Below are 12,160 nucleotides of genomic sequence, written 5' to 3' on the forward strand. Positions count from 1 at the left end.
TTGTCGTTAAAAACATTGTACCGTAAAAGGACTGTTATATGGCCTTTTTACTTTTACACAATTATACGGACTTTATCGAAATTCAATTTATTCCCGTCATTCTCAGCGTTTTCATTCACTTCTGTGTTCTTTATTTGCTTTAAAATTATACTAACTTCATTTTTCAATGACAAATTAAAAAGACAAGGGCAATTTATCGTGCCAGCTTGTCTTTCTTTTTTATTTTAAGTGGTTTGAAAATTCTTTTTGACTCTTTTCGATAGCCTTTTTACTTTCTTCTTCCCACTTAGCCTTAGCTTCATCAAATTGTTTCTTGGTAACAGGATCTTTTTGCAGTCTCATGTACTTGTAGTTGTTTCCATCACCTTTGATTCCCACTAGAGAGTAGGCACGTGTAAAGGGAGTTACTTTGGTCACAGAGGCTGTACCACCATTTGACATCGTAGACATGATCAGAGAATTATCAATCATCCAAGCTTGAGCTTCAGCGTATTTTTCATAACGCTTAGCGACATCTTGATTCTCAGCGTCTGCTTCTTTTAGAAGTTTCGTATAGGTATCAAGTCCTAGACTCTTGATGAGTTCTTGATCTTCCTTAGCATCTAGACCGAAAATTTTGAGATAAAAACCATCTTCGGCATTAAATGGATCCAGATAAGTTGACGGATCTTGGTAATCACCAACCCAGCCATCAAAGTTCAAATCGTAATCACGAGCTGCTGGATTTGGTGCTAGGAAAGCAACATTCCCAAATTCATCCGTTGAAAGTTGCTGAACATCAATAACGACATTATCAGAACCTAGTACTGTTTCAAGTGTTTGTTTAACCGAATTCATACCAGAAACCGCATTTTTATTGGTTTGATCAACTGGGATGTCCAAATGAATCGGGAAGGTCACCCCTTGGGCTTCCAATTCCTTTTTAGCTTCCGCAAATTTGGCTTGAGCTTTTTCCTTGTTGAAGTAACCGTCTTGGGCATCTGCCAAGTTGATTTCTGACCATTCTGTTCCATACTGAACAAGTTTAGAAGAAACCACTTCTCCAAAGCTCTTGTCTCCTACCTGCACAAATGTCGGGGGAACAAGGGTATTACGAAGGGTCTTACTTGCTGCTTCTTGCCCGTTAGATTGAGCAGAATAGGCTGTCCGATCGATGGCAAAGTTCAAGGCCTGACGGAAATTTTTATTTAAAATCGCTGTTTGCGTTGATTTCTTTTGTTCATCCGTCGTTTTTGCAGTATGGTTATAGGCTTTACGGTTTACATTAAAGTTGAAGTACCAAGAAGTCTTGTCTTGCAAGCTATAAACGATATTGTCTTGGTATTTTTCTTTTGTCTTGGCATAGCTCGAGCTATTTGGATAGACTCCCGCAAGCGTATAGGCACCACTTTCAAAGTTACGAATGGTCATCTCCTGATCTGACCCATCAAAGTAGGCTAACTTAACTTTTTCAATGGTCACTTTATCATGGTCATAATAGTGTGGATTCTTCACATACTCGATCGAAGATTTTGATGTGAAATCTTTTAACAAATATGGACCATTATAAAGGATGCTGTCTGGCGTCAAGGTACCGAAATCTTTATCCTTTGATTTCAAGAACTCTTCGTTGACTGGAAAAAGGATACTATTGGTTGTCTTTGAATTCCAATACGGTTCTGGTCGAGTCAAAGTGTACTCGACTGTGTAATCATCCAAGGCTTTGACACCAACAGTCGAAAAGTCATTGGTCACACCCGTCACATAGTCATTCAATCCCTTGATTGAATTTTGGATCAGATCCATGGCTTGCCCCTTGTTGTCAGCGGCATATTTGATCCCAGTGACAAAATCCTGAGCCTTGACTGAAGCATATTCCTCACCATCAGCCGTATACCACTTTGCATCTTTTCTAAGCTTGTAGGTATAGGTCAAACCATCTGCTGAAACAGACCAATCCTCAGCTAGAGCTGGCGTTAGGTTGCCATAGCTATCATTTTCTAGCAAACCATCTACGAGATTGGTAATAACGGCAGTATTATCTGCATAATAATCTAGAAGATAGTTAAAAGTTGTTGGATTCGCACTAAATGTTGATGAATAAGTGCTAGTATTTGTGTTGAACTGTCCACACGCCGAAAGCAAAATACCTGTCGCTAAAACAAGACCTGTCCCGATTAGTCTTTTTTTCATTTTCATCATCTACTCCTCAATCACTCACGAATGTTACGTTTTATAACATAACCATATTTTATCAAATTTATTCAAAAATGTAAAGTTACTGCTTTTATGACAACTGGTGTCTCAAAACAAAAAAAGGAAGCACAGTTTCCTGCAACTTCCCTTTTCTGTTTATAGATTACTTGACATGTTTTTCAAGTTCTTTTTGGTATTTGGCATTTGTTTCGATTTTTTCTTGTTGCCATTTCTTGAAGGCTTCTTCGTATTCTTTTGCAGTCACAACATCATTTTGCAACTCCAATCCTTTGAACACAAATGGGTCTCCCTTGATTCCGACTTGAGAGTATGCTTTTGTGAATGGTACAGTTCGGCTAACAGTTGGAGAACCACCTGAAGAAGCAACTGGGATTAAGAGTGAGCTATCAGACACCCAAGCTTGAGCTTTAGCGTATTTTTCATAGCGTTTGTTGAGGTCGCTGGTTTCAGCTGCAGCATCATCCAAGAGTTTCTTGTATTCGTCCAGTCCAACTTGAGCCATCACTTCTGGATCTTTTCCACGAGTGATACCCAAGTGTTTAAGGGCAGAACCCTTCTTGGCATCAAGAATGTTGAGGTAGGTAGCTGGGTCTTGATAATCAGGGCCCCAACCAGTTCCGTTCAAGTCATAGTCTTTTTGGGATGGAACCTTGGCTTGAGACGTAATGCTCATTTTTTCATTATCAGTCATTTGAAGGACATCGACAATGACATTTTCAGTACCAAGTGATGATTCGATAGACTGCTTGAGTGAGTTAGTTTGCTGAACGGCGATTACATCTGTTTGTTCAACCGGGATATCCAAATGAATTGGGAAGGTAACCCCTTTGCCCTGCAATTCTGTTTTGGCTTTTGCAAAGGCTGCCTTGGCTTTTTCAGGACTGTAAAGCGTATCCTTACCATCAGTAAGGGCTACATCTTTCCATTGGTCTCCATAAGAAACCAGCTCTGCTTGTGCCAACTCTCCAAATGTCTTTTCACCTACTTGAACGTAGTCATGAGGTACTAGACTGTTACGGATAATTTTATCCGCACCTTCTTCACCATTCAACTGAGCCGTGTAAGAATGACGGTCAAGGGCAAAGTTCAAGGCTTGACGGAAGTTTTTGTTGAGAAGGGCTTCTTTTGTTGATGTTTTTTGAGCCTCGTCTGTTTTGGCTGTTTTATTGTAAGACTGGCGGTTTACGTTAACAGTGAGATAGTAGCTTGTCGCTTCTTGTGGACTGTAGACAATCTTATCGCCATACTCTTTCTTAGTTGACTCAAAGTTTGAGCTTGTTGGGAAGAGACGAGCTGTTGTATAGGCACCTTGTGTAAAGCTACGAATCAAGGATTCTTGGTCAGAACCATCATAGAAGGTTAGTTTGATGTTGTCAATCTTAACATTGTCCTTGTCCCAATAGTTTGGATTCTTTTCATACTCAATGACTGATTTTGAAGTCAATGATTTCAAAAGGTAAGGACCGTTATAAAGAATACTTGATGGTGTTGGTGCACCGTAGTCGCTCCCTTTAGAATTCAAGAATTCTTCATTAACTGGAAGCATGGTAGCAGTTGTAACTTTAGAGTTCCAAAAACTTTCTGGTTTGTTGAGCGTGTATTCTACCGTGTAATCGTCAACAGCCTTAACTCCTACAGTAGAGAAATCATTGCTTTCTCCACTGATGTAAGCAGCCAAACCTTTGATAGAATCTTGAAGGAGTGAGAGACCGTCTGATTTGCCATCAGCTGCGTGTTTCAGACCTGTAACAAAGTCTTGGGCTTTGACTTCAGCATACTCTTCTCCTTCAGAAGTATACCATTTTACACCCTTACGAAGTTTGTAGGTGTAGGTCAAGCCATCTTTAGAAACGGACCAGTCTTCTGCAAGTGATGGAATTAAGTTTCCATACTTATCATTTTCCAAGAGCCCATCGACAACGTTAGCTATAACATCAGAAGTTGAACTCTTGCTCGTCACGCTGTAGTCCAAAGATGATGGATCCATAGCATAGACATAAGAAAATGTCTTGGGAGCATCAGCCTTTTTTTCACTTTGCCCACAAGCAGTTAACAGAAGGGCCGCACTCAAGACAGCACCTGCTCCTAAGAGCCACTTTTTCGATCTCATAAGTAATCTCCTTTAAGATAGTATTTTCACCATTATACCCTATTTTTTTATAAAAGCAAGGGCTTTCGCATAATTTTTTAGAAAATTCTAACAAATATTTTTTAAAGATTTTTCAATACAACTTTTAGTAAAAAACCTCAAGCTTCAAAAACTTGAGGTTTGCTCATTTTAGTCAGTCAGTTCCACACAGAAAGCATCCCACGGAGCCAAGACCTGTTTTTCAACTGCTTCTTGAGTCACAGTGTTTTCAATCAAGACAGATTTAACTTTTCCTTCTACTGAAAAGTTTTGTTTTTCATTGGACAAATTAGCCACAACTAGGAAACGACGATCACCGTCCTTACGGATATAAGCAAAGACCTTATCAGCCGTATCAAGCAATTCAAAATCAGCTCGAATCAGCCAACTATTCTCCTTACGGATTTGAACGAGTTTTTGATAAGTATAGAAGATCGAATCTGAATTTGCTAGTGCTTCTTGAACGTTGATTTCTTGATAGTTTGGATTAACTGCCAACCAAGGTTGACCAGTTGAGAAACCAGCATTTTTGCTTTCATCCCATTGCATCGGGGTACGGGCATTATCACGTCCGATGACACGGATACTGTCCATAATTTCCTCGAGCGGAACACCTTTTTCAAGTGCCTCACGCGCATAGTTGAGGGATTCAATATCTTCTACTTGATCCAGTGTTTCAAAAGGATAGTTGGTCATCCCAATCTCCTCACCTTGGTAGATATAAGGAGTCCCTCTCATGAGATGAAGCAAGATTGCAAAGGCTTTGGCAGATTTTTCGCGGTATTCTTGATCATTTCCCCAGATAGAGACGATACGAGGGAGGTCATGGTTATTCCAGAAAAGGGAATTCCAGCCGTCCTCAACTCCTAATTCTGTCTGCCATTTGTTGAAAATTTCTTTTAACTTCCCTACATTTAACTCTTTTTGGTAGTGCCACTTAGGTTGCCCTTCCTGATACTGAAGACAGATGTGTTCAAACTGGAAGACCATAGACAATTCTTGCCCCTTTGGATCCGAGTAGAGTTTAGCAATCTCTGGCGTTGCCCCCCATGTTTCCCCTACTGTCAAGAGATTCTTATCTCCAAAAGTCGCCTGATTCATTTCCTTGAGATAGGGATGGAGCATGGGACCGTTATTAACTACTTTCTCATCAGGAATTTTCCCAATCATGTCAATAACATCCATACGAAAACCGCCAATGCCCTTATCAATCCAGAAGTTCATCATCTCATAAATTTTCTGGCGCAGTTTTTCATTCTCCCAGTTGAGATCCGGCTGTTTCTTGCTGAAAAAGTGAAGATAGTATTGACCCGACTTTTCATCGTATTCCCAAGCAGATCCACTAAAGATAGACTCCAAATCATTGGGCTTATCTCGCCAGATATAGTAGTCTCGCTCAGGGCTATCAGGATTTTCACAGGCCTCGACAAACCAAGCATGCTCATCCGAGGTATGATTGACCACCAAGTCCATGATGATACGAATATCACGTTTCTTAGCTTCTGCGATGAGTTGGTCCATGTCCTCCATGGTTCCGAAAATAGCAGCAATCGCTTGATAATCAGCAATATCATAGCCATTATCATCCATCGGACTGTCATAAACAGGAGAAAGCCAAATCGCTGTAATCCCTAACTTAGCTAGATAGTCTAATTTACTGGTAATTCCTGGCAAATCACCAATGCCATCTCCGTTGCTGTCCATAAAACTCTTGGGATAGACTTGATAGACTACGGCATTGTGCCACCATTTTTCTTGCATCTTCTTACCTCATTATTTTAATAATCTATAATCTATGATAGCGCTTTTTTAAACTTAGTGCAAGCGTTTGCCTAATCTTTTTGATTTCTTTTTTGACTCCGTAGTTTCCTATCTTCCAATTTTTTATTATAATAGAGGTCAGAGGTAAAAAAATGAAAAAACAAGCTTTTAGTTCTGAACAATATTTGAATCTACAGCGCGACCACATTTTGGAGCGCATTAACCAATTTGACGGCAAGCTCTACTTGGAGTTTGGTGGCAAAATGTTGGAAGATTTCCACGCTGCTCGTGTCCTTCCTGGTTATGAGCCTGACAATAAAATCAAGCTCTTGCAAGAATTGAAAGAGCAAGTTGAGGTTGTGATCGCCATTAACGCAAGCAACATCGAACATTCCAAAGCACGTGGCGACCTAGGCATTTCTTATGACCAAGAAGTTCTTCGTTTGATTGACAAATTCAATGAGCTGGGAATTTTTGTTGGCTCAGTTGTCATCACACAGTACGCTGGACAACCTGCTGCAGATGCCTTCCGCAACCAGTTAGATAAAAACGGGATTGATTCCTATCTTCATTATCCAATCAAAGGATACCCGACGGATATGGATCACATTATTTCTCCCGAAGGCATGGGGAAAAACGACTACATCAAAACCAGTCGCAACTTGATCGTCGTAACAGCTCCTGGACCTGGTTCTGGAAAATTGGCCACTTGTATGTCCAATATGTACCACGACCAACTTAATGGCATCAAGTCTGGTTACGCTAAGTTTGAAACCTTCCCAGTTTGGAATCTTCCCCTTCATCATCCGGTCAACTTGGCCTACGAGGCTGCAACCGCAGACCTTGATGATGTCAACATGATTGACCCCTTCCATCTTCAAACTTACGGAGAAACTACTGTCAATTACAACCGTGATATCGAAATCTTCCCAGTGCTAAAACGTATGTTGGAACGCATTCTCGGTGAATCTCCATACGCTTCACCAACAGACATGGGTGTCAACATGGTTGGCTTCGCTATTACTGATAATGAATCTGCTATCGAAGCTTCAAAACAAGAAATCATCCGTCGCTACTATCAGACTGTACTTGATTTTAAAGCTGAAAAAGTCGGAGAAACTGCTGTCAAGAAAATTGAACTGCTCATGAACGACCTCGGTATCACTCCTGCAGACCGTAAGGTTGCTGTTGCTGCACGCCAAAAAGCAGAAGAAACTGGTGGTCCTGCCCTAGCCCTTGAATTGCCAAGCGGGGAAGTCGTGACTGGTAAAAACTCTGAACTCTTTGGTCCTACAGCTGCCGCCTTAATCAATGCCATCAAAAAATCAGCTGATATCGCTAAGGAAGTGAAACTAATCGAGCCTGAAGTCGTCAAGCCAATTCAAGGTCTTAAAATCGATCATCTAGGTAGCCGCAATCCTCGCCTCCACTCAAATGAAATTTTGATTGCACTTGCAATCACAGCTATGGAAAATCCTGATGCTGCGCGTGCCATGGAAGAACTTGGGAATCTCAAAGGAAGCGAAGCTCATTCAACCATCATCTTGACCGATGAAGACAAGAACGTCCTTCGCAAACTAGGTATCAACGTAACCTTTGACCCATTCTACCAATACGATCGCTTGTATCGCAAATAAATAAACAAGGCTGGACAAAAACTCAATTCGAGATAAAAATCCAGTAAATCTTTACATAATAAAAAAATCAAACGCATAATATCAAGTCTTTTGGACACTTGGTATTATGCGTTTTTATGATTTTTCCATCCTCATTTATTTCAATGAAATTGTCAACTCGACAGAGGCTCCTCCTTGGTCTAGATTGAGCAGGGTCAGACGACCACCATGCAAGAGAGCTACCTGCTTAGAAAAGGCTAAGCCGATACCATGATGGGGATTAGCTGAATTGCGGCTTTGGTCACTCTGATAAAAGAGCCGTTCCGCTCCTAGCAGCATCTCCTCTGAAAATGCAGGTCCATTGTTCCAGATAGCAAAAACCAACTGGTCCTGCTGCACTGATACCATCAGCTTGACTTCCTTTTGATTCTGGTCTGCATGTTCAAGCGCATTCAGTAAAATATTGAGCAAAGCTCGCTTGAGATAGTCCAAATGAATGGACAATCTCAAGCTAAGATCACAATCTTCTTGGAGATAAAAACGATAGCTTTCCTGTTTACTGAACAGTGCCCAATCGTCCTGGAGATAAGCCAAAAAGTCCTCTAAGGAAAGCTGACTGAACTGATTAGAATCAATCTGAAAAGCCTTAGCGTAATCAATAAGAGAGCCACAATATTCTTCCATCTTGTAACTAGCCTGCAAAATCTCAGCAGCATAGTCTGCCTGTGGCTGTCCTAACTGCGCCAATTCCAAGAGCTCAGCATTCCCCTTAATCACAGTTAGGGGCGTTTTCAAATCGTGCGATGTCGCTGATAGCTGTAAAATCAACTCCTGATTATGCTGCTGCTCTTTTTCTAGAAGACGAGCATTTTCTTGGTGGCTACTCCGTAAATCGCTATAGACTTCGAGCATTTCCTCGATCCGAAAAAGCTGGCTTTGATTTTCTTCTAAAAGCTTCTTACTCGTTAGCATTTTTATTTCCCTGTCGATTTTTCGGAGCAATTTCAAAATATGATAAAAAGTAATCAGCAGCAAGCTCCCCGCCCAAAAGAACAAGGTGAAAAGAACGTGATCACTTCCTTGCGTAAATTCATAACCTATAAGCACAAAAATCAAAACATGGAAAAAGACGATTTTTAAACTGGTTGTCCAAACTAGGCTTTTGAAATTTCGGGTTCTAATTGCCATCTATAGCCTACTCCTCTCACTGTTGCGATTGCTTGCAGCCCTTCTTGTTTGCATTTTTGGCGAATCTGATATACGTATTCTGAGATGGAGCGAAGCTGTGTTTCTGAGCTTTCTGGGTAAAGCAAGGTATGCAGGCGTTCAGCTGAAAAGGTCTGCTTGGAATTGCTAGCTAGTAAATGCAGCAACTTAAACTCTCGCTCTGAAAATTTCAAGACTTTACCAAAATAGGCAACTTCATAGCGCTCTGGATAAAATTGACAAGAAGCAATTTCAGAATATCGCTCCTCCCGTCTTTCCTCCCGCCGAAGATGCGCCCTGACACGCGCCAGCAATTCGTTGGTCCCAAAAGGCTTGACAACATAGTCATCTGCTCCGCGAAAGAGCCCTTCCACCTTGTCCGCCTCCAATTCCTTGGCCGTCAAAAATATGATGGGACACGAAAGATGAGGACGAATGTAGGAGCACAGCTCAAAACCATTAACAGGCTCCATCATCACATCTAGCAAAATCAAGTCATATCCGACAAAATGCGTCAGCTCTAGCTCTTCTATTCGATCAAGCGTCGTCACATCATAAGCATCGAGCTCTAGGACATTTTTCACCAGCTTCAAAATGCTTCGGTCATCATCAACCACCAAAATACGATACTGTCTCATGAATTCCATTATAGCATACCTCTAGCGAACATCTCGTTTCAAGGTCAAGAATATAGCAGAGCTCCAAACCAAAGCTAGCCAGAACAGCTGTATTCCCAGCCCTGATAGATCTATTGAATGCTGAAGTCCTTCATACTCAAAAAGATTTAGCGTAGCCAGATCGGGTAGGTATTTTGCTTCCTTGATGAACGTTGCCAATAAACGGCTGAGACCAATCAAGAGAGGAAAGAGCACTGACACCGGCACAACCCAAGATTGAAAGACCAAAGCGAGGCCGGCAGTTAAAAAAGCCAGAAAAAGATTGCTGAGAAGACCAAAAGAGCTGTAATAAAGGAATTTCCCCAGTAAGGACCAGCTAAAGTCTAGGTCAAAACGAGCCAGCATAACAAGGAAACAGCTGCCTATCATGACACTGTAGAGAGCCAAGAGCAGCAAGGACAGAAAAAGGAATTTCCCAGCCAACCAAGCCTTTCTATTTGATACGGTTAGAAAATTCGTTCGCATCCCAGACTTGACAAACTCCTGGGCAAAATAGAGGGAAGTAAAGATGACGATGACAGGCTGCGCCAGATAGAGAGCATGCAAAGCTTCACTCAGAGCCTTTGTCTGGCCAACTGCTGTCTGACTGTAGTCAAGATTCATCAGAAAAAAAGGAACGACTACCAGAGCCACAAAGGCGGCACCAAGAACGAGATAGTAAGAACGAAACTTAATCCATTCACTTTTAAGCAGAGCTTTTATCATCAGTAGCGTCCTCCTAAATCCGTCTTCAAAAAGCGCAGAGAGGCCATGACGCCGATAACTAGCAACCATACGCTTAGTATCAAGAGTCCTTGCAAGGGATTGTTGGCATATTGGGAAGTCGGCGTTGCAACAAATAACTCTCCTGCAGGCTGTGGCAGATAAGCACCCCAACTCGTATGAGCTGCCAGATAGTTTCCCAGATTATAGAGCTGGGGCACAAGAAAGAGTAAGGGAAGCAACATCGTCCGCCCAAGCAATCCCAATAAAAAGGACAAGAGACCTAGCAATGCAGTAGCTAGTGCCTTCCATAAAAGATGACTCCAGGCAGCTTGATTAAGTAAAATTGGATGTAGCCCTTCTTTTCCTAAAGCCAAGTGCATGACAATATAGCTCAAATAAATGGATAACAAGCTAATGATGAGTGAAAACAAACCAAAGGTCAATATTTTCCCCATAAGTAGCTTCAAGCGATTATTACAAGCCAATAGACTGGTTCGCAAGCTATGAGACTGAAATTCTGTTGCTCCCAAAATTCCAGCTAAGATGACTAAAACCATACCACCCATAGAAGCGCCATTAAGACCTAGATATTCAAGCGGATCAATAGCTTCTGCCAACCCCAGGCGCTGCCCCTCTCCTAGAGACAGGCTTGATAAGAAATCCTTTTTCTTATGAGCGATCCCAGTCATATCCAATACCTCATCAATCCGAAACTTCGGAATAGCATTACTTGCAGCAATAATATGCAGATGGTCGTAAACCTTTCTATTTGGCAGACCTCCAATACCGTCAAAAGCCGCACCTACTGTTTTGAGAGGATAAATCATTGACTGATAGGTTTGTCCATCAAAAGTCGCAGTTCCTGCTGTCGCCCGATCTAAGCCCAAGAGAATCCTCAAGGTCGAGCTTTTTCCTGCACCATTATGTCCTAGAAAAGCCGTAATGCGACCACTCCTAGCTGTAAAAGAAATATCCTTTAAAATTTGCTTGTCTCCATATTTTTTAGAAACACGATCAATTTTTACAATATGTTCCATACTGAACTCCTTTATCTTTATTTTCTCCAGTATACCCAATCTAGTTCAGAATTAGTTCAGAGATTAAACAGAAATTTCAGAAAAAGTTGATCCACTTTTCAAAAGTCACCTGAGTTCCACTAGAAAAACTAAACTTTTCTTTCACAAGGTATTCTTCTCTCCATTCTTTCTTTATAATTCTGAGGTTTATGTATAGAGACTTTATTATCATTCTAGTACCAAAAAGTCATTTATCAAACCCCATCAACAGCACCCTTTATGATATAATGAAAGAAGAAAACTGAAAGGATTTACCATGTCAAAAGAAGTTATTGTTGAAAGTTTTGAACTTGACCACACCATTGTTAAAGCACCCTATGTTCGCTTGATTGGAGAAGAAACAGGTCCAAAGGGAGATGTCATCTCCAACTTTGATATTCGCTTGGTACAACCAAACGAAGACTCAATCCCTACTGCTGGGCTTCACACCATTGAGCACCTCTTGGCCAAACTCATCCGTACCCGCATTGACGGTATGATTGACTGCTCACCATTTGGCTGCCGTACTGGTTTCCATATGATTATGTGGGGACGCCATACTAGCGCCGAGATTGCTGCTGTTATCAAAGATTCGCTCAAGGAAATCGCTGAAACTACTACTTGGGAAGATGTCCCTGGAACAACCATCGAATCTTGCGGAAACTACAAGGACCACAGCCTCTTTTCAGCTAAAGAATGGGCGAAACTCATCCTGGAACAAGGAATCTCAGATGATGCCTTTGAGCGCCATATCATCTAAACACAAAAAGGAACCAGCTTTTAGCTAGTTCCTTCTTTTTTTATTCTCAAAATCTT

General features: G+C 41.3%; 9 protein-coding genes. 2 read left to right on the top strand and 7 right to left on the bottom strand.

Going from position 1 to position 12,160, the window contains the following annotated elements; genetic code table 11:
• Positions 1–219 precede the first annotated feature (219 nt).
• The 3 genes from ACIY19_RS05625 to ACIY19_RS05635 all read right to left on the bottom strand — a co-directional run bounded on the left by ACIY19_RS05625 (position 220) and on the right by ACIY19_RS05635 (position 6,085).
• Positions 220–2,181, bottom strand: a complete 1,962-nt coding sequence (locus ACIY19_RS05625; RefSeq protein WP_409002906.1) for a peptide ABC transporter substrate-binding protein — start codon at positions 2,179–2,181, stop codon at positions 220–222.
• A gap of 157 nt (positions 2,182–2,338) precedes the next feature.
• Positions 2,339–4,306 (bottom strand): peptide ABC transporter substrate-binding protein, encoded by a 1,968-nt coding sequence (locus ACIY19_RS05630; protein ID WP_409002907.1) that lies wholly within the window; start codon positions 4,304–4,306, stop codon positions 2,339–2,341.
• 168 nt (positions 4,307–4,474) lie between these two features.
• The gene (locus ACIY19_RS05635) at positions 4,475–6,085 is read right to left on the bottom strand and encodes a glycoside hydrolase family 13 protein (RefSeq protein WP_409002908.1); all 1,611 of its coding nucleotides are present in this window, start codon (positions 6,083–6,085) and stop codon (positions 4,475–4,477) included.
• Between the two features lie 152 nt (positions 6,086–6,237).
• Between ACIY19_RS05635 and ACIY19_RS05640 the strand changes: the two genes are divergently transcribed.
• Positions 6,238–7,722 (top strand): DUF1846 domain-containing protein, encoded by a 1,485-nt coding sequence (locus tag ACIY19_RS05640; RefSeq protein ID WP_409002909.1) that lies wholly within the window; start codon positions 6,238–6,240, stop codon positions 7,720–7,722.
• 135 nt (positions 7,723–7,857) lie between these two features.
• On the opposite strand, the gene ACIY19_RS05645 is transcribed toward ACIY19_RS05640, so the two are convergent.
• Genes ACIY19_RS05645 through ACIY19_RS05660 form a run of 4 tightly spaced genes read right to left on the bottom strand, consistent with a single transcriptional unit; the run spans position 7,858 to position 11,326 of the window.
• The gene (locus ACIY19_RS05645) at positions 7,858–8,889 is read right to left on the bottom strand and encodes a sensor histidine kinase KdpD (RefSeq protein ID WP_084945099.1); all 1,032 of its coding nucleotides are present in this window, start codon (positions 8,887–8,889) and stop codon (positions 7,858–7,860) included.
• Complete coding sequence (locus ACIY19_RS05650; RefSeq protein WP_409002910.1) at positions 8,856–9,554, bottom strand: response regulator transcription factor; 699 nt, start codon at positions 9,552–9,554, stop codon at positions 8,856–8,858. Before ACIY19_RS05650 ends, ACIY19_RS05645 begins: the two co-directional genes overlap by 34 nt.
• A 12-nt stretch (positions 9,555–9,566) precedes the next feature.
• Positions 9,567–10,289 carry a lantibiotic ABC transporter permease gene (locus tag ACIY19_RS05655; RefSeq protein ID WP_409002911.1) on the bottom strand — a complete coding sequence of 241 codons (723 nt, stop codon included), beginning with the start codon at positions 10,287–10,289 and terminating at the stop codon, positions 9,567–9,569.
• On the bottom strand, positions 10,289–11,326 hold the full coding sequence (locus tag ACIY19_RS05660) for an ATP-binding cassette domain-containing protein (protein ID WP_409002912.1): 1,038 nt from the start codon (positions 11,324–11,326) through the stop codon (positions 10,289–10,291). Before ACIY19_RS05660 ends, ACIY19_RS05655 begins: the two co-directional genes overlap by 1 nt.
• Before the next feature lie 295 nt (positions 11,327–11,621).
• Between ACIY19_RS05660 and ACIY19_RS05665 the strand changes: the two genes are divergently transcribed.
• A complete protein-coding gene (locus ACIY19_RS05665; protein ID WP_000032556.1) occupies positions 11,622–12,104 on the top strand; it encodes an S-ribosylhomocysteine lyase in 483 nt (160 codons plus the stop codon).
• Positions 12,105–12,160 lie beyond the last annotated feature (56 nt).

Origin of the sequence: Streptococcus sp. ST14, assembly GCF_046098195.1 — a bacterium.
Classification (GTDB): Bacteria; Bacillota; Bacilli; order Lactobacillales; family Streptococcaceae; genus Streptococcus.

Coding starts and splice junctions, on each gene's coding strand:
- ACIY19_RS05625 (WP_409002906.1), bottom strand. CDS start 2,181: ATGATGAAAATGAAAAAAAGACTAATCGGGACAGGTCTTGTTTTAGCG.
- ACIY19_RS05630 (WP_409002907.1), bottom strand. CDS start 4,306: ATGAGATCGAAAAAGTGGCTCTTAGGAGCAGGTGCTGTCTTGAGTGCG.
- ACIY19_RS05635 (WP_409002908.1), bottom strand. CDS start 6,085: ATGCAAGAAAAATGGTGGCACAATGCCGTAGTCTATCAAGTCTATCCC.
- ACIY19_RS05640 (WP_409002909.1), top strand. CDS start 6,238: ATGAAAAAACAAGCTTTTAGTTCTGAACAATATTTGAATCTACAGCGC.
- ACIY19_RS05645 (WP_084945099.1), bottom strand. CDS start 8,889: ATGGCAATTAGAACCCGAAATTTCAAAAGCCTAGTTTGGACAACCAGT.
- ACIY19_RS05650 (WP_409002910.1), bottom strand. CDS start 9,554: ATGGAATTCATGAGACAGTATCGTATTTTGGTGGTTGATGATGACCGA.
- ACIY19_RS05655 (WP_409002911.1), bottom strand. CDS start 10,289: ATGATAAAAGCTCTGCTTAAAAGTGAATGGATTAAGTTTCGTTCTTAC.
- ACIY19_RS05660 (WP_409002912.1), bottom strand. CDS start 11,326: ATGGAACATATTGTAAAAATTGATCGTGTTTCTAAAAAATATGGAGAC.
- ACIY19_RS05665 (WP_000032556.1), top strand. CDS start 11,622: ATGTCAAAAGAAGTTATTGTTGAAAGTTTTGAACTTGACCACACCATT.